This window comes from Streptomyces sp. NPDC055955, from assembly GCF_042270245.1.
Classification (GTDB): Bacteria; Actinomycetota; Actinomycetes; order Streptomycetales; family Streptomycetaceae; genus Streptomyces.
In genome coordinates this window covers 98,780-119,804 of sequence record NZ_JBHJYS010000029.1, presented here as the reverse complement: position 1 = coordinate 119,804, position 21,025 = coordinate 98,780, and the positions used below count along the sequence as shown (strand labels likewise).

The following is a 21,025-nucleotide window of genomic DNA, read 5'->3' as shown; positions in this document are numbered from 1 at the left end:
CGCCCGCGGGGGCTGGCGGGCGGCGCGCCGCGGGGGGGGGGGGGGGGCGGGGCCCGCCGCGCGCCCCCCCCCGCCGCCCACGTCCGTCAGTCCTCCGCCAGCGCCGCGTCCACGATCGACTGCGCCTCCGTCTGCACCTGGGCCAGGTGGTCGGGGCCGCGGAACGACTCCGCGTAGATCTTGTACACGTCCTCCGTGCCGCTCGGCCGTGCGGCGAACCAGGCGTTCTCCGTGGTGACCTTCACGCCGCCGATCGCGGCGCCGTTGCCCGGCGCGTGGCTGAGCCGTCCGGTGATGGGCTCGCCCGCGAGCGTGTCCGCCGTGATCGCGTCGCCGCTGAGCTCGGCGAGGCGGGCCTTCTGCTGCTTCGTGGCCTTCGCGTCCACGCGGGCGTACGAGGACGAGCCGTGCTCCGCGGCGAGTTCGGCGTAGTACTGCGACGGGGTCTTCCCGGTCACCGCGGTGATCTCGGCCGCCAGCAGCGCGAGCAGGATGCCGTCCTTGTCGGTCGTCCAGACGCCGCCGTCCTTGCGCACGAAGCTCGCGCCCGCGCTCTCCTCGCCACCGAAGGCGACCGCCCCGTCGACGAGTCCCGGCACGAACCACTTGAATCCGACGGGGACTTCGAGCAGCTCGCGGCCGAGCGACGCGACGATCCGGTCGATGACGGCGCTCGACACCAGCGTCTTGCCGATCGCGGCGTCGGACCGCCAGCCGGTGCGGTGCGTCGCCAGGTAGTGGATCGCGACGGCCAGGTAGTGGTTCGGGTTCATGAGCCCGGCGTCGGGCGTGACGATGCCGTGCCGGTCGGCGTCCGCGTCGTTCCCCGTCAGCAGGTCGTAGTCGTGCCGCTTCGCGAGGACGGACGCCATCGCGGGGGCCGACGAGGGATCCATCCGGATCTTGCCGTCCCAGTCGAGCGTCATGAACCGCCAGGTCGGGTCCACCTCGGGGTTGACCACCGTCAGGTCGAGTCCGTACATCTCGGCGATCCGTGCCCAGTAGTGCACACTCGCCCCGCCGAGCGGGTCCGCGCCGATGCGCAGCCCCGACGCCCGGATGGCGTCGGTGTCGATGACGGTGCTCAGCTCCTCGACGTACCGCTCACGGAAGTCGTACGTCTCCGGAGTCACGTCCTTGGTGGTGCGCACGTCGCGGTTGCCGTCGGCGAGCAGTTCGTTGGCGCGGCGCGCGATCCAGGAGGTCGTCGTGGAGTCGGCGGGGCCGCCGTGCGGCGGGTTGTACTTGAAGCCGCCGTCGCGCGGCGGGTTGTGGCTCGGCGTGATGACGATGCCGTCCGCCTGGCCGAGCTCGTCGGACGCGGCGCTGTTCCAGCGCAGGATGGCGTGGCTGAGCGCGGGGGTCGGCACGTATCCGTCGTGGGCGTCGGCGAAGACGCGTACACCGTTCGCGGCCAGGACGCCGAGTGCCGTGTCGAGCGCGGGCCGCGAGAGGGCGTGGGTGTCGGGTCCGATGAACAGGGGGCCCGTGATGCCCTCGGCCGTGCGGTGTTCGACGATGGCCTGCGTGATCGCCGCGATGTGCCGTTCGTTGAACGCGCCGTCCAGGCTGGAGCCTCGGTGCCCGCTCGTGCCGAAGACGACGCGCTGTTCGGGGCGGTCCACGTCGGGGATCTTGGTGAAATACGCGTCGACGAGTTCATCGATGTCGACGAGGTCCTCCGGCCGGGCCTGGGTTCCTGCGCGCTCAGTCATGGGGGCATTCTCCCATCAGGGCCGCGAGCGGCGCAGGACCGCACGGGTGTCCCGAAGCGCCACGAGCACTGCGGGACACCCGGCCGGCGGACGGACCGTCAGGACTGCTGCTCGGCACGCGCCTTGACGATCGTGGCCAACATATCCGCGATGTGCGCCTCGGACGCGGCCTTGTCGATGCCCGACTCGGCGAGGGTGCCCGAGCCGTTCTCCTGCTCCAGAAGGGCCAGCAGGATGTGTTCCGTACCGATGTAGTTGTGGCCCAGGCGCAGCGCCTCGCGGAAAGTCAGCTCCAGGGCCTTCTTCGCGTTCGCGTCGAACTTGACGAGGCCGGGCACGTCGGAGACGGCCGGGGGCAGCGTGGCCGTCGCGTTCTGCCGGACGGTGTCGAGGAGCACGCCCTGCGCCCGGATGGCCTGCGCGGCGAGCCCCTCGGGCTCGGCGAGGAGGCCGAGGACGAGGTGTTCGGGCCGGATCTCGTCGTTGCCGGCGGCCTGGGCCTCGTTCTGCGCGGACATCACGACGTTGCGCGCCCGCGGGGTGTAGCGGCCGAAGCCCGAGCTGGGATCGAGGTCGCCGACCTCGCCGGAGGCCTTGGGCACGAACCGCTTCTGAGCTGCCTGCCGGGTGACCCCCATGCTCCTGCCGATGTCGGTCCAGGACGCCCCGGAGCGGCGTGCCTGGTCCACGAAGTGGCCGATCAGATGGTCCGCGACGTCGCCGAGGTGGTCCGCGGCGATCACGGCGTCGGAGAGCTGGTCGAGCGCGTCGGTGTGGACCTTCTTGATGGCGTCGATCAGGTCGTCGAGGCGTACGGGTGTGGTCATGCCTACTGGCTCCGCAGATTCCGTCATGTGACAACCGTAGGTTGACAGCGCGAGGGTGTCAACCTTCAGTTGACAGCCGTTGGGAGTGCCCTCGTGCACGCCGTAGGCTGCGGAGTCCACGACGTACCGACCGAGGAGGAGAGCCATGCCGTCGGGCCGAGTGTCACTTGCGGACGTGCTGCGCACCGCGGACGAGTCCCGCACGGGCGCCCTGTGGAAGCTCGACGGCGCGGCGCGGCAGCTCGACGCGAACCTCGTCCGGCTGCGGCCCGGCACCGCCGTCGCCGAGCACGTCGAGCCGGACCTCGACGTCCTGCTCGTCGTCCTCGACGGCGACGGGTTGCTCCGGCATGCCGACGAAGAGGAGCAACTCGCCCCCGGAGCCCTGGTGTTCGTCGCGCGCGGCGAACGACGCTCCGTGACGGCCGGCGCGCACGGTCTCGCCTACCTCACCGCTCACCGGCGACGCCCCGGCCTGACCATCGCGAGGCCCCCGGCCCACGAGGGCGGCGAACCGGCCTGCCTGCTCAGCCGGATCTGCCCCGCCTGTGACCGCGTCTCCGACGATGCCGCGGCGTCCTACTGCGCGCGCTGCGGCGGGCGCCTACCCACTCCCTGACGCGACCGAGCGGGCGTTCGTGCCCGCCCGCCGGTCCGGCCTGCACCGCCCCGCGCCTCCTCGCCCGTACGGTGCCGGGGACGAGCAGGACCGGGCGACCGCAGCGAGGGAGAACCACCCGACATGGCCGACTACCGCATCGAGACCGTCCGCAACGGCTTCCGCGACTGGACCGCGCGCAACGACCGCGGCGCCGAGGTCCGCATCGGCGCCGCCGAAGATCCCGACGTGCAGCCGTCGTTCACCCCGGTCGAGCTGCTCCTCGCCGCGCTCGGCGGCTGCGGCGGCCTCGTCACCGACCGTACGGCCCGCACCGTCGAACACGACGGACTGCGCATCGTCGTGGAGTCCGTGTCACGCCCCGAGGACGACGGCCGCGTCGGCGCGGTCCGCATCAGCTACGAACTGGAGCTCCCCGAGGGCGACAAGCAGGCGGATGACGCGTTCGCCCGCGGCGTGCGGCTGACCCACGAGAAGTACTGCACCGTCAGCCGGACCGTGGAACACGGCGCCCGGATCGAGGCGCGGCTCCCGGACGGCACGCTCGTCTTCATGGCGGGCTGACGCGCCTGCGTGGCGGACCGACGAGTGTGCGCGGCCTCGGAAACTGGACCGGGGCGCGGACGGCTTCGTGGCCCGGTGCGCGCCGGAGCACGCTCTGCAGCAGGCCGCCGTGCCCCCGACCCACTGAAGGATCGGGGGCGTCCACGAACCGTCCCTCACCCCCACCGACTTCCTCCATGTGCGCGAGGACCCGGCGGGGGCTGGGAGACGCGGTGTGCGAGCGCGGCACCCGCGAGACGATCGCGCGGCATGCCACGGAGGACGCTGCCGGCGCCCGACGGTGGCAGCCGCCGAACGGAGTGCCGCCGTACCGCGGCAGGGTGCTACGGGAGTGAATGCACCTTGGGGCCAACGCTGTTCGACCAGGCGTTGCCCGCCGTCGCGTCCCAGTTCGTGGACCAGGTCATCGCGCCCCGCAAGCCCGGATAGGTCCTCGCGGGCTTGAAGGAGCCGCAGCCGGTGCCGCGCGTCAGGCAGTCGAGCGCGTTGTTGACGACCGAGGGGTCCACGTAGCCGCTGCCGGCTCCGCGCGTCGACGCCGGGACGCCGAGGCCGACCTGGGACGGGTCGAGACCGCCCTCCAGCTGGATGCAGGCCAGTGCGGTCAGGAAGTCCACCGAGCCCTGGCTGTACACCTTGCCGTCGCAGCCCAGCATCGAACCGCTGTTGTAGTACTGCATGTTGACGACCGTGAGGATGTCCTTCACGTTCAGCGCCGTCTTGAAGTACTCACCCGAAGTGGACTGCATGTCGATGGTCTGCGGTGCCATCGTGAGGACCAGCTTCGCGCCGGCCTTCGCGGAGAGCTGGTGCAGGGCCTTCGACATGTAGGTGGAGTTGAGGCCGTTCTCGAGGTCGATGTCGACGCCGTCGAAACCGTACTGCTGCATCAGGGAGTAGGCACTGTCGGCGAACGCGGTGGCCGACGCGTCACTGTTGACGGACACGCTGCCCTTCTCGCCGCCGACCGAGAGGATCACGGACTTGCCCGCGGCCTGCTTCGCGGCGATGTCGGCCTTGAAGTCGGCGGTGGACGCGTATCCGACGGCGGGGTCGAGCGTGAAGGAGATCTGCCCCGGCGTGCTGGTCGCGTCGGCGAAGGACACCGCGATGATGTCGTACTGCGAGGGGACGTCCCGCAGCTTCTGCACGGTCGCGCCGTTGTCGAAGTTCTGCCAGTAGCCGGTCACGGCGTGCTTCGGCACGGTGCCGCCGCCACCGCCCCCGGAAGCCGCGGTCCTGGCGGTGACGGCCGCCGACTTCGCGGACTCACCGGCCGAGTTGGTCGCGCTGACCTGGAAGCTGTACGAGGTGGCGGCGGCGAGTCCGGTGACGGTTGCGGATGCGCCGCTGACGGAGGCGACCTTCGAGCCGTCGCGGTACACGTTGTAGCCGGTGGCGCCGGAGACCGGGTTCCAGGAGAGGTCGACCGAGGAGGACGTCGCGGCGCCCGCCGCGAGTCCCGCGGGGACCGCCGGGATCACCACGGGATCGCCGCCTCCACCGCCGCCGTCGGGACCGAGCACGCTCACGTCGTCGGCGTAGTACGCGCTCTGCCCGTACCAGCCGTGCGTGTAGACGGTCACGGACGTCGTGTTCGCGCCGGTCGTGAACGTGGTGCTGAGCTGCTGCCAGCCGGAGGATCCCGGGGTCCACGTCGACACGTCGGTGGTACCGGTGCCGCTCGCGCCGAGGTACACGTAACTGCCCTGGACCCAGGAGCTCAGTGTGTACGTCGAGTTGGGCTTGACCGCCACGGCCTGGGAACACTGCGCGGTGTCCTGCGCGGTCGGTGTCCCCTTGAGCGCCTTGGCGCCTCCGTGCACGGGGGAGCCGACCACGGAACCGGTGCCGGCGGAGCACGTCCAGTTGCTCAGGTCCGATTCGAACCCGGCGTTCTTGGCGACGTTGATGTCGGCGGCCTGCGCCGTGGTCGCCAGAGCGGTGACGCCGAGCGCCGTGGCCGCGGTGACGGCCAGTGCGCCCTTGATCCATCTGTGTGCACGGTCCACTTACTGCCTCCGGTGGGGGAGTGAAGGGGGCGGGAGTGAACGGTGGCCACCGCTGTAGGGCCCAAAGCTGGTCCAGACCAATCGAGTTGTCAAGACCTCAACCGTGCCGAGGAGGCTGTCGGAACGCTCCGGGCGCGATGAGTTTCCCGCACGCGGAGGGTCTTCAGTGGTGACGAAGGACCCCTGAGGAGGCAGAGATGAGCACGTCCAGCACCCTGAGCGAGGAGTTCGCCGCCGTCCTGGAGAAGAGTCCCGGCGAAGGCGGCTGGACCTATGTCGTATGGCCCGAATCGGCCGCCTTCTTCAGGACGCGCGGACTGGTCAAGGTCAGGGGCACGGTCGACGGTCATCCGTTCCGGAGCTCGTTCATGGCTCTCGGGGACGGGCGGCACAAGCTGCCCGTCAGGGCCGACGTGCGCAAGGCGATCGGCAAGGAGGCGGGAGACCGCGTCACCGTCCGGCTCGAGGAGCGGCTCGGGGGCTGACGCGGGGGGAGTGGTGAACGGGGCCGCCGGCCTGGGCGTGGGTAGGGAGTGGCCGGCGGCCCCTCCGCGCAGGAGCCGTCAATCCTGTGCGGGGTTTTCCCTCGTAGTGGACTGCGTCGTTCCGATGGCTGGAACCGTGCGAACACAGTGACTGGGTGCGCCCGATTCACACGGGGCGCGCGCCGGGTCTCAGAGGCGCTCGAGAATCCCCCGCACAAAGGCGGCCTGGCCCGCGTGCTGGAGATCGTCCGAGATGACGCTCACCAGTCGCACGCCCAGTGTGACCGGCGGGGACCAGGTGTCGTCGATCACCTGGTCCAGGTCCGCGTCGGTCAGTCCTGCCACGTGGGCGAGGGTGCGCTCGTGCACGGCGTCGAAGTAGCCGAGCAGCAGATCGGCCGACGGGACCTGCACCTTGGCCACCTGTTTGTCACTGTGGCCGTACCCCGTGTCGGAGGGTGGCAGGGCGAGGTCGAGGCGGTCGACCCAGCCGTCGGCGAGCCAGACCTGATCGGTCTGGAAGGCGTCGGAGATATGGTCGTCCTGCACGCGTGAGAGGTGCCAGATCAGCCACGCGATCGAGTTCGAGTCGTCATTGAGCCGGGTGTTGAGTTCCTCGGCGGAAAGATCTTCCATCGCCGAGTGAACCGTTTCGTGGATCCGTCCGAACGCGTCGGTGAGAACGTCCTTGGAGTGCATGACGTGCTGCTTCCTCGATGGCGAGGATTTCACACCCGCGCACCCGTTCCATTCCGGCCATTCGGTGCTCCGAATATGCCAGGAGACTGGCCAGAAAGGCGTGGTGACAGCGCGTCGGAAGTGTCGATACTCGTCTTCTGAGGAAGTTGAATGACGTCCGACCAATAGATCATTTCGCCGGTCCGGCCCGGCGCATCCGCACGGATCACGCACATCGAACGGAAGGAAAGTGAGGCCCGCAGGACGGCGAACGACGCGACGGGGGAGAACGTGCACGAGGAATTCCTGTGCCATGTGACCGCATACGGAATCTGTGGCGGTCAGCGCGTCGGCGTACCGCTCGGAACGTATCGCGCGCCCACTCTGCCGCTCGCGATGTGGTGGCTGCGCGACCGCGCTTCCTGGATAGCCGAACGGCTCGATCCACGCCCCGGAAATCCGCATTTCCCCGAACACGCCATTGCCCCGGTCGCCGACACCGTCCCCGACGTGCCGGCTGCGCTGCGCGACTGGTGCGGCGATATCGAGCGGCAGGAACAAGTGGCCGAGGAACTCGCCGCCGGGAAACTCGTCCGGCTGATCACTCGCGACGACACCACGGAATACGAGTTCCTCGCCGAGTCGGTCGACGCCCTGCGGATGCAGCGCACCCGCGCGTCCCGAGCCGCGCTCGTTCCCCACCCGTGATCGACGCGGCGCCCATATGACTAGTAGCCGGTACGGGTGGCGCTGCGCTTACCTGCGTAAACGCCGGGGGATTGTGGTCATGCACAGCGCAGTCACCACTCTTTCGGAGCCGCTCGAATGCACCGCAGCACCGCCTTGCTCACCACCGCACTCGCCGGCGTCGCCGCCGCGCTGACCCTCGCCGCCCCGACCGCCGTCGCCACCGCGCCGGCCGGTTCCGCGCGCGCCGCGGGACCCGGACAGGTCTGTTTCTGGACCGAGCCGGGGCAGCACGGCCAGGCCTGGTGCTACGCGCCACCCGGCTACGCCGAGGCGGAGAACGGCACCCAGCGCCACGCCTACTCCTTCGACTCCCGGGTCGGCGGCACTGTCTATGCGATCAGCTACGGACCGGGGAACAGCTGTCTCTACCGCGAGATCCGCAAGGACGACTACGACGAGAACTGGGAGGCGTGGGCCACCAAGTTCGACGGTGTCAGCGACAACAAGATGGGATGCGAAGCGGGCTGATCCGTCGATGACCCACCGACCGCGCCCCTGGGTACGGCCGCTCCGGGCACTCACCGTGCTCGGCGCGCTGTCCCTGGCCGGGCTGCTCGTCACCGGCTGCGCGGCCCCGGACCCCGGGCCCGCACTCTCCCCGGACGACACCGTCAAGGCCGCCACCCGGCTCCTGACCGACCGCTGCCTCACCGCACAGGGGCTCACCCCGCCGCGCCCCGGCAGACGGCCCGGCACACAGGCCCAGGAGGAACGCCTGTCCGAAGCCCTCTTCGGCGCCGGACGCACCGAACTCTCCCTGAGGCTGCCGACCGGATACTCCGTGCGCGCCCACACCGACGGATGCCTGGCCTCGGCGCAACGCGACCTCTACGGCGACCAGCGCCGCTGGTTCCAGGTATCGACCGTCGTCAACAACCTCAAGCCCGAAGCGGCCCACCGCAACACCAGCCTGGCCTCGGTGCGGGCCGGACACCGCACCGAGGTCGCGGACTGGCAGCGCCTTCGGGAGCACGCCCTGAACCGTGCGAGGCACCTCCTCGCCCACCAGGAACGGCAGAAGCGGCAACAGCCGATTCAGCACCAGAAGCAGCAAGCGAAGCAGCAAGAGAAAGAGACGCAGTGATCATCAAGAACTCCGCCGCGCTCCTCGCGGCCGTCGCCCTCGCCTGCGGCGGCGCCGTCGCCACCTCGTCCTCCGCCTTCGGAGCCTCGTGCCCCAGCGGCCAGTTCTGCGCCTGGACGGACGCGGACTTCGGCGGTCAGCGCACCAACTGGTCCGGCGACGACCATGACTGGGAGGACCCCATTCAGGACCAGGACTCCTCCTGGGCGAACCATGGCATTTCGGGCCCGGGCATCAAGGACCACGTGCAGGTCTACGAGAACCCGGGCCTCGTCGGTCTCGGCACCGTCTGCCTCGCCCCGGGCCAGGAGATCGCCTCCGACAGCTGGGGCAACGACAGCGGCGACTCCCATACGTGGAAAATGAGCTGCTGACCTCGCGCACCGCGTGACCGGAACGGAACGGGCGGCAGGCCCTGCCGCCCGTTCCGGCCGGTTATGACTGCCGCACGCGCCACTGGGTATCAGGAGGTCTGCAGGGAAGTTACTGTGCCGATCGATTCCATTGAGAGAACCGCATGACCGAGTACCTGGACGGAGCTTTGATGCCGACCGGTGCTGCCGACCCCGCCGAGCCGCTGCGCCGGGTGACGCAGTACACCGGAGAGCCGGGCTGCATCGCAGACGCGCGCGCCTTCGCCGAGGTGTTCCTCGAACAGCTGCGGTCCGAGTGGTGCGCCCTGATCGACGCCAGGTCCCGCGGTGATCTGCTGCTTCTGGTCAGCGAGCTCGTCACCAACGCGGACCGCCACAGCCACGGTCCGTACGTCCTCGATCTCGAGGGATCGAAGGACGAAGTGGCCGTCACCGTCTACGACAGCAGCGCCGCCGTCCCCCGCCTCTTCGCCAGGGATCCCGCGCGCATCGGCGGGCACGGCCTCGAGATCGTCCACGCCCTCGCCACCGAGGTCATCGTGGAGCGGGTACCGGTCGGGAAGTGGATCAAGGCCGTCTTTAGACTGCGACCGTAATCGAACGGTTCTCGCGCGAGGAGACGACGACATCGACACGGCATCCGACCGCGAACTCCTGAACGACCTGGCCGAGGCGCTGCCCGGCCTCGCCCTGATCGAGGACGGCGACGTGCTGTCCGGGCTCAGCCACGACGACGCGGAATGGGCGCCGGTGGGCCGGGCGCTCGCGGCGGTCCGGGTGACGGACGCCGGCGAGGTGCAGCAGGTGGTGCGCGCCTGTGCCGCGCTGTCCGTACCCGTCGTGACCCGCGGCGCCGGCACCGGGCTCTCGGGCGGCGCGAACGCCACCGACGGCTGCCTGGTCCTCGACCTCTCGCGGATGAACCGCATCCTGGAGATCGACACCGAGAACCTGCTCGCCGTCGTACAGCCCGGCGTCGTCAACAACGATCTGAAGGCGGCCGTCGCCGAACACGGCCTCTGGTACCCGCCGGACCCGGCCAGCGCCCCCTGGTCGACCATCGGCGGCAACGTGTCGACGAACGCCGGCGGCCTGTGCTGCCTCAAGTACGGCGTCACCCGCGACTACGTGCTCGGTCTCGAAGCCGTGATGGGCGGGCCCGCGGGCGAGTACGGCAGTCGCGTCCGGTTCGGCCGGCGCACCACGAAGGGTGTCAGCGGCTACGACCTGACCGGTCTGTTCGTCGGCTCGGAAGGCACTTTCGGGGTGATCACCGAGATCACGCTCCGCCTTCGTCCCGCGCCCGCCGCCGAACCCCGCACCGTCGTCGGCGCCTTCGACGGCCTCGTCGCGGCAGGCGCCGCCGTCGCGCTGTGCACGCGGCGCGGCCTCCAGCCCGCCGCCCTGGAACTCCTCGACCGCCACTGCATGCAGGCCGTCGAGGACTGGAAGCACCTCGGGATCGAACCCGGCGCCGCCGCGCTGCTCCTGGCGCGGATCGACGCGCCGGGTGACGCGGGCGCGGCGGAGGCGGCGGCGGTCGCCGAGGCGTTCACGGACGCGGGAGCGCTCTGGGCCGAACAGTCCACCGACGCCGTCGAGGCGGAGGCACTGTTCGACGTCCGCAGGCTCGCCTACCCGGCTCTCGAACGCCTGGGCCCCGTGCTGACCGAAGACATCTGCGTACCCCGCTCGGCCGTGCCCACCATGCTTGCCACCGTCGAGGAGATCGGGCAGCGGCACGGGGTACGGATCGCGACCATCGCGCACGCGGGGGACGGCAACCTTCACCCGCTCCTGATCACCCCGCCCGGTGACGCCGAGGCGCGCCGCGCGGCGCAGGCCGCGTTCGAGGAGCTGCTCGGCGCCGCGGTCGCGGCGGGCGGCACCGTCACCGGGGAGCACGGCGTCGGCCTGCTCAAGCGGGGCGGCATGCGGCAGGAACTCGGTCCCGAGGTCTGCGCGGTGCAGCGCGCGGTGAAGAACACACTGGACCCGCTGGACCTGTTCAACCCGGGGAAGGTCGTCGGCGACCCCGACGCGAGCTGACCCGGCATCGGGGCCCCTCCCGGCCTGCGGGCTCCGGCCCGGCCGGCGCCATGCACAGCGCTTTGCCCGCCGCGCCGACCTAAATGAACTATTTGTGTGCTTATCGGATTTACGGTGCGTGTGTAGTGAGGGGGGCTGCACAACGCGTCCCTCGCGGACGCGGGTTGGGATGCCGATGAGTGAGATCACCCGCAGAGGAGCCGTGGGTCTGGGACTCGGGATCGGCCTGGGCGCCGCCGCCGCGGGTCTTGCCGGATGCGGAACGGGCGCGGACGCGGACCGACCGCCCGCGGGCCCCGGCCGCCAGCCCGACCAGGGCAGAAAGGTCGCGCCCCAGCTGATCGGTGACGGTTCGACGGCGTACACCGGCAAGCAGCCGAGGCAACCCGCGGCGCCCGTCCCGCTCGAACCGGGCCAGACGCCGCCGCAGTTCGTGATCTTCTCCTGGGACGGTGCGGGCGAGGTCGGCAAGGGCTTCTTTCCACGCTTCCTCGAACTGGCCGAGAACCACGGCGCCCACATGACGTTCTTCCTGTCGGGCCTGTACCTCCTGCCCGAGTCGAAGAAGCGTCTCTACGACCCGCCGAACAACCCCGTCGGCGCCTCCGACGTCGGGTACCTCACCGACGCGCACCTCAAGGACACGCTGAAGTACGTCCGCCAGGCCTGGCTGGAGGGTCACGAGATCGGCACGCACTTCAACGGCCACTTCTGCGCGGGGTCCGGTTCCGTCGCCAACTGGACGCCCGCACAGTGGGGCAGCGAGATCGAACAGGCGCGCGCGTTCGTCAAGACCTGGCGTACGAACACGGGCTGGCACGAAGACGACCCCCTGCCGTTCGACTACGACAAGGAACTCGTCGGCGGCCGCACACCCTGCCTGCTCGGCCAGGACAACCTGCTGCCCATCGCCCGCGAGCTGGGCTGGCGCTACGACGCCTCGTCGCCCGGCGGTGTCCAGCGCTGGCCCGGGAAGCGACAGGGGCTGTGGAACCTGCCGCTCCAGGCCATCCCGTTTCCCGGCCACACCTTCGAGGTCCTCTCGATGGACTACAACATCCTGGCCAACCAGTCGAAGAACTCGACGCGAGGGCCCTCCTCCAACTACGCGGGCTGGCGCCGGCAGGCCACCGAGGCGTACCTCGCAGGCTTCAACAGGACGTACGAGACGAACCGGGCGCCCTTCTTCATCGGCAACCACTTCGAGGACTGGAACGGCGGGATCTACATGGACGCCGTCGAGGCCGCTTTCAAGGAGATCGCCGGCAAGGAAGACGTACGTCTCGTCTCCTTCCGGCAGTTCGTCGACTGGCTGGACGCCCAGGATCCGAACGTGCTCGACCGGCTCCGCTCCCTGGAGGTCGGGGAAGCACCCACGGGTGGCTGGTCGCAGTTCCTCGGAGACGTGGTCACGGCACCCACCGGCGCCGCAGGCAGCCGCGCCTAGGACCTGTCGTCACATTCCCGTCTGCCCGGCGGCGTCTGGCACGCACTCCCCCTAGCTCTCGGCTCTGCTCGAGCAGGGGGGACCCCCATGCGGCGTTGCCGAAAAGCCCTGGTAGCTCCGCTACAAGGACTCTCCGGCGCCTTGCGATCGCACGCACCAGACGCCGCCGGGCCCGCCCGTCGGGCGGACGACGGGAATGTGACGACCGGCCCTAGGACGCTCCGGGGTGTCGTCCGCCTCGCTGACGCACACTGGTCGGGACCTGATCAGCGACGGAGAGGCAGGCGCATGGACCGCTGGATCACCGCGGGAGTGGACGGATCGCCGGAGAGCTCGGCCGCCGCGGCGTGGGCGGCGCGCGAAGCGGTCCGCCGAGGGTACGGGCTGCGCCTGCTGCACGCCTGGTCCCCGCTGCCGGACGTGGCGGCGTCCGCGCCCGATGCCGCGGCGCAGGCCGATTGGGCCAGAAGTGTGGCCGATGAGGCCGGGCGCGCCGTGGCGAGCGGTCACCCCCGGCTCCCGGTGTCGGTCGAGTCCCCGTCCGACCCGGCCGTTCCCGCGCTCCTCGCCGCCGCCGCGGACGCGGAGTTCCTCGTCCTCGGCTCGCGGGGACACGGCGCGTTCGTCGGCTTCCTCGTCGGATCGGTCGGGCAGCAGGTCATCGCCGAGTCGCCGCGGCCCGTCGTCCTGGTGAGGGCCGACGACCGCGCCGAACCGGAGGCGGCGGGCCGCGAGATCGTCGTCGGCCAGGAGGGCGCGCCCGAGGACAGCCGCGCGGTCCTCGAGTTCGCCTTCACCACCGCGTCCGCACGCGGCGCGACCCTCAAGGTCGTCCGCGCGTGGACACTGCCGCCCCTGTACGCGTACAGCCCCGCCTCGCTGAAGCTCCTCGACGAGGCCGGCGGCATGGAGCCGTACGAGAGGAAGGCGCTGGCCGAGGCGCTCGAACCGCTTCGCGAGCGGTATCCCGACGTGCCGGTGGTGGAGCACGTCGAGATCGGCAGCGCCGGCCAGGTCCTTCTCGCGTCGGGTGCGGGGGCCCAACTGGTGGTCGTGGGCCGCCGCGCCCGCCGCTCGGCCGTCGGGTCCCGCATCGGCTCCGTCGCGCATGCCGTGATGCACCACGCGCCGTGCCCGGTGGCCGTCGTACCGCCCGTCTGAGCAGGGGACCTCAGCCGTCGGTGACGGTGATGGCCCGCACCGGACAGGCGCGGGCCGCCTCCCGCACCAGCGGGTCACCGGCGCCGTCCTCGCGGCCCTCCAGCACCTCGCTGAAGCCGTCGTCGTCCTGCGTGAACACGTTCGGTGCCGTCAGCGCGCACATGCCCGCGCCCACACAGCTGTCCTTGTCGATCCGGATCCGCACGGTCTGCGCCTCTCTCACGGCTCGGGTTCGGTTCTCATGGGTCGGTTCCCACGGGTCGGTCGGGAAGGCCCGGGCTCGGTTCTGACGGCTCGGGCGGTCACCAGGCGACCGGTAGTTCGAGCATGCCCTGGATCGTGTCGCCTGGCTTGAACGGGATCTCCTCGGCGGGCGCCGCCAGGCGCAGCCCCGGCAGCCGCGCGAACAGCGACCGCAGCGCGATCTCCATCTCGGCCCGTGCCAGGTTCTGCCCCAGGCACTGGTGGACTCCGTAGCCGAACGCGAGGTGGTGGCGCGTGGGGCGGTGCCAGTCTAGGGAGTCGGGGGCCGTGAAGCTGTCCTCGTCGCGGTTGATGAGCGAGGTGGAGAAGACCACCCCGTCGTCCGCCCGGATGGTCTCGCCCGCGACCTCGATGTCCTCGGTGGCGACGCGCAGGATGCCGTCCGCGATGGACAGGAAGCGCAACAGCTCCTCGACCGCGGCGGGCAGCAGCGAGTCGGCGGAGCGCAGCTCCTCCAGCCGCTCCGGATGGCGAAGCAGGGTGAACGTGCCGAGCGAGATCATGTTCGCCGTCGTCTCGTGCCCCGCGATCAGCAGGATCGTGGCGAGGCTGATCAGTTCCTCGCGGTCGATCTCCTTCTCGTCCGGCCCGCGGTGGATGAGCTCGTCGAGCAGCCCGTCACCCCCCGGTTCACGCCGCTTGCGGTCGATCAACGAGCCCAGGTACGCGTCGAGCTGCTCGCGCGCGGCCTCCGTGTCCGTCACGTCCGGCCCGCGCAGCAGCCGCCGTGACTGCTCCTCGAAGAAGTCGTGATCGGCATAGGGCACCCCGAGCAGTGAGCAGATCACCATCGACGGCACGGGCAGCGCGAACGCGCTCACCAGGTCGGCCGGCGGCCCCTGCTCGACCATCGCGTCGAGGAGCCGGTCCACGGTCTCCTGGATGCGGGGCCGCAGCGCCGTGATCCGCTTGAGGGTGAAGCTCGGGATCAGCATGCGGCGCTGGGTGTTGTGCTCGGGGTCGTCGACTCCGAGGAGGGCGATGCGCCGTTTGCGGGACAGGGCGATGCGCTCCGTGGGCATCGGGAAGGCGCGGTTCTCCCGGTCGGTGGACAGACGCGGGTCGATGAGCAGGTCGCACGCGAGCGACTGGCCGGTGACCACCCACACGGTCCGCCCGTCGAAGAGCGAGACACGGGACAGGGGCCGCGCCGAGCGCAGCGGATCGTAGGAGGCCGGCGGGTGGTAGGGACACGTGCGGTCCTGGGGGAAGGCGACGGTGTCCGGCGTGGGGGGTGTCACGGTCATGGTGACCTCGCAGGCGGTGAGTCTTCCTTGGTGATCTTCATTAGATGCCTCGGGCATCCAACCGTCCACGCGAAGATCGGCCACTCCGCCCAGTGGGGACATCTGGCCGAACCCTGTTGCTCGGGCCCGGACAAGGGCGTGTTCTGTCTGGTCGGGGCATGTGCTCACACCGGCGAGGCGGTCGGGGCGTGTGCCGTACGGCCGGAGCCGGTGGGGTGCTCTTGGGCGCGGCGCGGCTTGTTCACGCCCCGTCGGCCGCACGGGTGACGACTGCGCCCGCGAGGAAATGCGGATGCTTGTGCGAGCGGCGGTGGGTATCGTCGCCGCACGTGGAACCACTGAACGAGAAACAGATCCGAGCGTCCTTCGTGAACTGCACGAAGGGTGAGGCCGCCCGGATGAAGCTCCCCCTCGACTTCGCCGAGCTCCCCTGGGAGGACCTGGACTTCCTCGGCTGGATCGACCCGGGAGCGCCTCTGCGGGCCCACCTCGTGCGCCCCGGCCCCGACGGGCCCCTCGGCATCACCCTGCGGGTCCCCTCCGTGAGCCGGACCAGCGCCGTGAAGTCCAGCATCTGCCAGGTGTGCCTGACCGGGCACGCCTCCTCCGGTGTCGCCCTCCTCGCGGCGCCCCTGGCCGGAGCGCGCGGGCGGGAGGGCAACACCGTCGGCATCTACCTCTGCGCGGACCTCGCCTGCTCGCTCTATCTGCGCGGCAAGCGGCAGCCCAAACTGAGGGCGGGCCGCTACGAGGAGTCGCTCTCCCTCGACGAGCGCATCGCCCGTGCCATGAGCAACCTGGACGCCTTCGCGGCGAAGGTCACCGAGGCGGCCTGACCGGTCCTCGGGCAAGGGCCTTGTCGTGACCGGGTTGCGGCCGGGAGGGGCCGGCGTTGTCGTGACCTGGCTGCGGCAGGAGGCCTTGTCGTCACCGGTCTCGTGGCAGGAGGCCTTGTCGTCACCGGTCTCGTGGCACGAGGCCATGTCGTGACGGGACGTGAGGCAGGACGGCTTACCCCGCCGCCGCGTCCAGGAGCGGGATGAGCTGCTCCTCCTCGTGGAGGAGGTGCCTCTCCAGTTGGTCCGTGAGCCGCTCCACCTCGGGGAGCACCAGGCCGGGGCCGGCGCCGTTTGCGGAGAGCGTCTCCTGCAGCCGTGCGAGGAGTGCGGTGATCCGCTCGTGCTCCGCGCGCATCAGCTGCGAGGCGGCGCTCGCCACCGCCCCGGCCGGCGTCGAGCGCGACGCCGCGTTCGCCCGGGCCGTTCCGGGGCGCCTGTCCGGCGCCCCGCGGCGTGCTCCGTCCTACAGAACCTTCGCCTGGATCGCCGAGATGCAGGAGGCGATGGCCTGCTGGAGGTCTTCGAGGCGCTTGAGCATGTCGTCCTCGTAGACGTCGTCCTCGGCGTCGTCGAGGGTGAGCTCCTCGAAGACCTTCGTCGCCTTCTGCAGGCTGTTGTAGAACTTCGCCCTGCGCTCCTTCACCCGGAGGTCGGGGTCGCTCTCGACGGTCTGGGTGACGAGCTCGCGGACGGTGTCGTACGCCTCACGCGCCCACTCACCGGCCTCCTCGCCGTCGTCCAGCTCGTCGATCAGGGAGAGGTGGCGCTCGGCCTCCTCGCGCAGTTCGCGCGGTGCTTCGATCTTCTGGCCGGCCGGCGTCTTGATCTGGCCGTTCTCCGCGATCTGACGCACGTACTCGACCCGGTCGCCGGCCTTCGCCTCGGCGGCGACGGCCTTCTTCAGGTCGTCCGCCCGCACGATGTCCCTGACCAGCTCGGTGCGCAGGGCGGGGTCCTCCTCCAGGCGGTCCATCAGGGCCTTCCTGGCCGCCTCGGCGGTGCCGGGGTCGGCGAGGATCGCGGCGCGCAGCGCGGTCGGGTTCTCGGCGACCTCCAGGGCCTTGGTCGGGCGGATGCCCTCGGCCTCGGCGGCCGCCGAGATCGCGTGGCCGCGCGGTGACACGGCGATGGAGCGCGACGCGTAGTACGACAACCACACGTCGGAGTCCGGGAGTTCGACGTCCTGGCCCGGGGCGAGCGCCTCGAACTGCGGCACGAGACCGTCGTCGGCGGCCTTGTCCCAGGCCTTGTAGTAGCGCATGACGCGCTCGGCCGAGCAGCCCGCCAGCTCGCTGAACCGGCGGGCCGAGATCTTGGGGGTCTCGCCCACGGCCTGCCCGCCGGGACGCACGCTGCGCGCCACCATGAGGGCGAACGCCCAGCCGCCGGTCCGGGCGTAGACACCGAAGGCGCGTGCGTCCTCGGCGACCTGCTCGGAGACCTCCGACGTGTCCTGCGAGCGCGCGTCCCCGGTGAGGTCCGACGTGTCCTTCGACGTCTCGCCCGTCATCTCGTCCGGGGCGTCGTCCGGAGTTCCGCCCGGCACCCAGATGTTCGCCTCGGCATCGGCGGGCCCGGCCTGCGCCGGGACGGCCTCTTCGGAGGTGACGTCCGTCGCGGCGGATTCGGTCGCTTCGGTCGGGGCGATCGCTGAGGTCACGTAGGTTCTCCTGAGGCGTCTCGGGCGGACGAAGAGTGGACGCGCTACTTTATCCCTCCTAATCGACCCTTTTGTGCGCGGGTTCGTGTGCGGTTCTCAGGCGCGGTGCTCGATCTTGCCGGCTACGACGACGGTTTCGGCCACGGTGCCCGGGATGTCCTCGGGCGCGGCGCTCAGGATGTCGCGGGACAGGACCACGAAGTCCGCGGCCTTGCCCACGCTCAGCGAACCCCTTTCGTGCTCAAGGAAGTTGGCGTACGCGGATCCCATGGTGTACCCGTACACCGCGGTCTCCACGTCCACGGTCTCGCCGGGCATCCAGGGCTCGCCGCCGGCCAGCGGGCGTCGGGTCACCGCCGTGTAGATGCCGACCATGGGGTCCATCTCGGCCACGTTCCAGTCGCTGGAGAAGGCGAGGACCGCGCCCGACTCGTGGAGGCTGCGCATGGGCCAGGCCTTGTGCCAGCGGTCGGTGCCGACGTTCTCGGCCCAGTCCTTGCCGGGGCCGGCGACCTCGGGGGCGCAGTGCCTCGGCTGCATGCAGGCGACCACGCCGAGCGCGGCGAAGCGCGCGGTGTCGGCCGGGTCGAGGCATTCGACGTGGACGACCTGGTGGCGGGCGTCCCGCTCACCGTTGACCGTGCGGGCGTGCTCGACGGCGTCGAGGACCGTGCGGATGCCGCGGTCGCCGGTCGCGTGGACGAAACACTGGAAGCCGCGCGCGTCGAGCTTGGCGAGGAGGTCCGCGAACTCCTCCGGAGGGTAGAACGTCTCGCCGCGGTGGTGGCCGCACCCCGTGTACGGCTCCAGGAGTGCGGCGGTGCGCGGCTCGACGACGTCGTCGATGTAGAGCTTCAGCGGTCCGACGCGCAGCCGGTCGTCGGCGTGGCGCTCCGCGGCGGCGGCGAAGTCGTCGAGGTCGGCGTCGGTCGTGCCGCGCGGGTGGAAGAGCGCGGCGACGATCCGCGAGCGGAGCCGGCCCTCGGCGCGGGCGCGCTCGAACAGGGCGAGGTCGTCGACGGAGTTCTGCGGTTCGACGACGGTCGTGATGCCGAAGCGGATCGCGTCGTCGAGCGACTTGGCGAGGCGCCCGTACTGACGGTCGGCACAGGCCCACGGCACGCCGAGCTGCTGGAGCGCGCGGTGCCCGTCGCGTGACAGGCCCTTGACGGCGAAGTCCTTGATGAATCCGGTGGGTTCCCCGGTCTCGGGGTCGGTCGCGGCTTCGCCGAACGGCAGGCTCGTGCGGTCCTTGTCGATGCCGAGGCGGCGCAGCGCGGCCGTGTTGAGCCACGCGGTGTGCACGTCGTAGCTGAGGACGAACGCGGGGGTGTCGCCGGTCACCGGGTCGAGGTCGGCGGCGGTGGGCATCCGGCCGCCGGGGATCGCCGAGTAGTCGAATGCCTCCGCCTCGATCCAGGCGGCTTCGGGGTGCGCCGCGCGCCACACGCGGATCCGGTCGTGGATCTCGCCGAGCGTGTCCGCGCCGGACAGCTGGACACAGGCGTCGTCGGACCCGAGCCGTACGTGGTTGTGCGCGTCGATGAAGCCGGGCAGGACGAGCTTCCCGTCGGCGTCGACGACCTCGGTGCCGGGCCCCGTCCAGGCCGCGGCGTCCGCGTCGGCACCGAGCCAGACGATCTTGCCGTCGCGCACGGCGAGCGCCTGCGCCTCGGGCAGGGCCGGGTCGACGGTGTGTATGTGCGCGCCGCGCAGGACGAGGTCGGCGGGGGCGGGGGCGGGGGAGTGGGACATGAGGGGTAACTCCTCTGGTGATACGGGTGTTCGGGGGAAGGTCTACGCGGCGGGGGCGACGGTCCGCCGGGCGAGCGCCCAGTACACGAGGGCCGAGACGACCGAGCCGAGCAGGGTCAGGTCGGCGCCGCCGAGCGGGGCGACCAGTGGGCCGGTCCAGAGCTCGGAGTCGCAGGTCAGCGAGGCGAAGACGATGCCGGAGAGCAGGGCGACGACGCCGGCCGGGTGGTAGCCGGACCGGTACCAGTACGCGCCGTCGCGGCCGGTGTGCAGGGAGGGGGCGTCGTACCGGCAGCGGCGCATCACCATGTCGGCGAGGAAGACGCCGCCCCACGGCGCGAACACGATGATCAGCAGGGACAGGAACGACAGCAGCGAGTCGGTGAAGTCCGTGAGGAACAGCGCGTAGAGCGAGCCGGCCACGGTGACGCCCGCGCTGATGAGGATCGCCTTGGAGCGGCTCCACGGGATGCCGAGGACCTGGAGGTTCAGGCTCGACGAGTACAGCGTGATGATCGAGTTCGTGACGGAGCCGCCGAGCACCAGGGCCAGGAAGAGCGGCTGGAACCAGCCCGGCAGCAGCCCCTCGGTGCCGGCCACCGCGTCGGACATGTCGGCCTGCGTGGCGGCGGCGACACCCGCGACACCGAGCGCGACCGAGGAGACGAGCCCGCCGAGCGCGCCGCTCCAGGTGATCGAGCGCAGCGACGTGGTGCGCGGCAGGTAGCGGGTGTAGTCGGCGGGCATCGGGACGTACGAGAAGGGGCCCGCCAGCATCACGACGAACGCGAGGCTCCAGCCCGAGGCGCCGGGGACGCCGCCGGTCGAAGCGCCGGTGTCGGCGCCCGGGACGAGGAACACGAGGAGCGCGGCGAAGCCGACGGCGAGGATGTAGGCCATCCAGCGCTCGGCGAACTGCACGGTGGCGTGGCCCCACAGGGCGACGGCGAAGGTGAGCACCATCGTGACGGCCAGCGCGAAGGCGCGGGCGGCGGAGCCGTGCCAGCCGAGGTCCGCGCAGAACGCTTCGAGGGCGAGCGCGCCGACCACCGTGTTCACGATCGTGTAGCCGATCGAGACGATCCAGTTGAGCAGGCCGGCGGGCCAGTTCCCGCGGACTCCGAAGGGTGCGCGGGAGATCACCAGGGTCGCGGTGCCGGTGCGGATTCCGCTCAGTCCGGCGGCGCTGATCGCGAAGAAGGCCAGGCCGCCGATGACGACGGCCGCGGTCGCCTCCCAGAACGAGAGCCCGAAGGACACGGCGAGCGCGCCGTTGATCACGTACGTGAAGGTGAGGTTCGAGCCGAACCACAGCCAGAAGAGGTCCTTGGCGCCGCCGTGCCGCTCCTCGTCGGGGATGGGGTCGATGCCGTGGGTCTCGACCTGGAAGACCTCGTCACCGGTGGCGGCGACCGTCGGTCCGGCCTCCACGGGTCCGGGGTCCGCGGTGTGCTGCTGTGTCATCCCGCCGTCCTTGAATGTCGTTCTAAGTTCT

Annotated in this window: 22 protein-coding genes; 12 read left to right on the top strand and 10 right to left on the bottom strand. The window is 70.9% G+C overall.

Annotated elements, in window-relative coordinates:
- Window positions 1–86 precede the first annotated feature (86 nt).
- Together pgm and ACFC96_RS40290 are read right to left on the bottom strand one after the other, a co-directional pair.
- Window positions 87–1,715 (bottom strand): phosphoglucomutase (alpha-D-glucose-1,6-bisphosphate-dependent), encoded by a 1,629-nt coding sequence (gene pgm, locus ACFC96_RS40295; RefSeq protein ID WP_376253977.1) that lies wholly within the window; start codon window positions 1,713–1,715, stop codon window positions 87–89.
- 98 nt (window positions 1,716–1,813) lie between these two features.
- Window positions 1,814–2,569, bottom strand: a complete 756-nt coding sequence (locus ACFC96_RS40290) for a Clp protease N-terminal domain-containing protein (protein ID WP_376617291.1) — start codon at window positions 2,567–2,569, stop codon at window positions 1,814–1,816.
- A 118-nt stretch (window positions 2,570–2,687) separates the two neighbouring features.
- On the opposite strand from ACFC96_RS40290, the gene ACFC96_RS40285 reads away from it, so the two are divergent.
- Together ACFC96_RS40285 and ACFC96_RS40280 are read left to right on the top strand one after the other, a co-directional pair.
- Window positions 2,688–3,161: a hypothetical protein gene (locus ACFC96_RS40285; protein WP_376617289.1), complete on the top strand. Its 474-nt coding sequence runs from the start codon at window positions 2,688–2,690 to the stop codon at window positions 3,159–3,161.
- 123 nt (window positions 3,162–3,284) lie between these two features.
- Window positions 3,285–3,725 carry an OsmC family protein gene (locus ACFC96_RS40280; RefSeq protein ID WP_340456952.1) on the top strand — a complete coding sequence of 147 codons (441 nt, stop codon included), beginning with the start codon at window positions 3,285–3,287 and terminating at the stop codon, window positions 3,723–3,725.
- 323 nt (window positions 3,726–4,048) lie between these two features.
- On the opposite strand, the gene ACFC96_RS40275 is transcribed toward ACFC96_RS40280, so the two are convergent.
- Window positions 4,049–5,737 (bottom strand): chitinase, encoded by a 1,689-nt coding sequence (locus tag ACFC96_RS40275; RefSeq protein WP_376617288.1) that lies wholly within the window; start codon window positions 5,735–5,737, stop codon window positions 4,049–4,051.
- Window positions 5,738–5,934: 197 nt separating this feature from the next.
- Here ACFC96_RS40275 and ACFC96_RS40270 point away from each other — a divergent pair, with 197 nt between their 5' ends.
- Window positions 5,935–6,222, top strand: a complete 288-nt coding sequence (locus tag ACFC96_RS40270; protein WP_376617286.1) for a DUF1905 domain-containing protein — start codon at window positions 5,935–5,937, stop codon at window positions 6,220–6,222.
- A gap of 189 nt (window positions 6,223–6,411) precedes the next feature.
- On the opposite strand, the gene ACFC96_RS40265 is transcribed toward ACFC96_RS40270, so the two are convergent.
- Entirely contained in the window at window positions 6,412–6,921 is a 510-nt protein-coding gene (locus tag ACFC96_RS40265; protein WP_376617284.1) for a DinB family protein, read from the bottom strand.
- 270 nt (window positions 6,922–7,191) lie between these two features.
- Between ACFC96_RS40265 and ACFC96_RS40260 the strand changes: the two genes are divergently transcribed.
- The 8 genes from ACFC96_RS40260 (at window position 7,192) to ACFC96_RS40225 (ending at window position 13,765) form a co-directional block, all read left to right on the top strand.
- Window positions 7,192–7,608, top strand: coding sequence for a hypothetical protein (locus tag ACFC96_RS40260; RefSeq protein ID WP_340456948.1), 417 nt, complete (start codon window positions 7,192–7,194; stop codon window positions 7,606–7,608).
- 117 nt (window positions 7,609–7,725) lie between these two features.
- The gene (locus tag ACFC96_RS40255; protein WP_340456947.1) at window positions 7,726–8,118 is read left to right on the top strand and encodes a hypothetical protein; all 393 of its coding nucleotides are present in this window, start codon (window positions 7,726–7,728) and stop codon (window positions 8,116–8,118) included.
- A gap of 7 nt (window positions 8,119–8,125) precedes the next feature.
- Window positions 8,126–8,734, top strand: coding sequence for a hypothetical protein (locus ACFC96_RS40250; protein ID WP_376617282.1), 609 nt, complete (start codon window positions 8,126–8,128; stop codon window positions 8,732–8,734).
- A 2-nt stretch (window positions 8,735–8,736) separates the two neighbouring features.
- Window positions 8,737–9,108: a peptidase inhibitor family I36 protein gene (locus ACFC96_RS40245; RefSeq protein ID WP_340456962.1), complete on the top strand. Its 372-nt coding sequence runs from the start codon at window positions 8,737–8,739 to the stop codon at window positions 9,106–9,108.
- Between the two features lie 143 nt (window positions 9,109–9,251).
- Window positions 9,252–9,704, top strand: coding sequence for an ATP-binding protein (locus ACFC96_RS40240; protein ID WP_340456945.1), 453 nt, complete (start codon window positions 9,252–9,254; stop codon window positions 9,702–9,704).
- A gap of 112 nt (window positions 9,705–9,816) precedes the next feature.
- Complete coding sequence (locus ACFC96_RS40235) at window positions 9,817–11,157, top strand: FAD-binding oxidoreductase (RefSeq protein ID WP_376617280.1); 1,341 nt, start codon at window positions 9,817–9,819, stop codon at window positions 11,155–11,157.
- Window positions 11,158–11,332: 175 nt separating this feature from the next.
- Window positions 11,333–12,604: a hypothetical protein gene (locus ACFC96_RS40230; protein ID WP_376617278.1), complete on the top strand. Its 1,272-nt coding sequence runs from the start codon at window positions 11,333–11,335 to the stop codon at window positions 12,602–12,604.
- A 288-nt stretch (window positions 12,605–12,892) separates the two neighbouring features.
- Complete coding sequence (locus ACFC96_RS40225; protein WP_376253954.1) at window positions 12,893–13,765, top strand: universal stress protein; 873 nt, start codon at window positions 12,893–12,895, stop codon at window positions 13,763–13,765.
- A gap of 10 nt (window positions 13,766–13,775) precedes the next feature.
- Here the strand turns inward: ACFC96_RS40225 and ACFC96_RS40220 are convergent, their stop codons facing one another.
- Both ACFC96_RS40220 and ACFC96_RS40215 read right to left on the bottom strand, forming a co-directional pair.
- A complete protein-coding gene (locus ACFC96_RS40220) occupies window positions 13,776–13,970 on the bottom strand; it encodes a ferredoxin (RefSeq protein WP_340456961.1) in 195 nt (64 codons plus the stop codon).
- A 97-nt stretch (window positions 13,971–14,067) separates the two neighbouring features.
- Window positions 14,068–15,276 (bottom strand): cytochrome P450, encoded by a 1,209-nt coding sequence (locus ACFC96_RS40215; RefSeq protein ID WP_376617276.1) that lies wholly within the window; start codon window positions 15,274–15,276, stop codon window positions 14,068–14,070.
- A 329-nt stretch (window positions 15,277–15,605) separates the two neighbouring features.
- Here ACFC96_RS40215 and ACFC96_RS40210 point away from each other — a divergent pair, with 329 nt between their 5' ends.
- Window positions 15,606–16,112: an FBP domain-containing protein gene (locus ACFC96_RS40210; protein WP_376617274.1), complete on the top strand. Its 507-nt coding sequence runs from the start codon at window positions 15,606–15,608 to the stop codon at window positions 16,110–16,112.
- 175 nt (window positions 16,113–16,287) lie between these two features.
- Here ACFC96_RS40210 and ACFC96_RS40205 read toward each other — a convergent pair whose 3' ends face one another.
- From ACFC96_RS40205 to ACFC96_RS40190, 4 genes are all read right to left on the bottom strand, one after another.
- Window positions 16,288–16,470, bottom strand: coding sequence for a hemerythrin domain-containing protein (locus ACFC96_RS40205; RefSeq protein WP_376617272.1), 183 nt, complete (start codon window positions 16,468–16,470; stop codon window positions 16,288–16,290).
- A 108-nt stretch (window positions 16,471–16,578) separates the two neighbouring features.
- On the bottom strand, window positions 16,579–17,775 hold the full coding sequence (locus tag ACFC96_RS40200; RefSeq protein ID WP_376253946.1) for a hypothetical protein: 1,197 nt from the start codon (window positions 17,773–17,775) through the stop codon (window positions 16,579–16,581).
- 96 nt (window positions 17,776–17,871) lie between these two features.
- On the bottom strand, window positions 17,872–19,530 hold the full coding sequence (locus tag ACFC96_RS40195; RefSeq protein ID WP_376617270.1) for an amidohydrolase: 1,659 nt from the start codon (window positions 19,528–19,530) through the stop codon (window positions 17,872–17,874).
- A gap of 42 nt (window positions 19,531–19,572) precedes the next feature.
- Window positions 19,573–20,994 (bottom strand): cytosine permease, encoded by a 1,422-nt coding sequence (locus tag ACFC96_RS40190; protein WP_340456937.1) that lies wholly within the window; start codon window positions 20,992–20,994, stop codon window positions 19,573–19,575.
- Window positions 20,995–21,025: the final 31 nt, after the last annotated feature.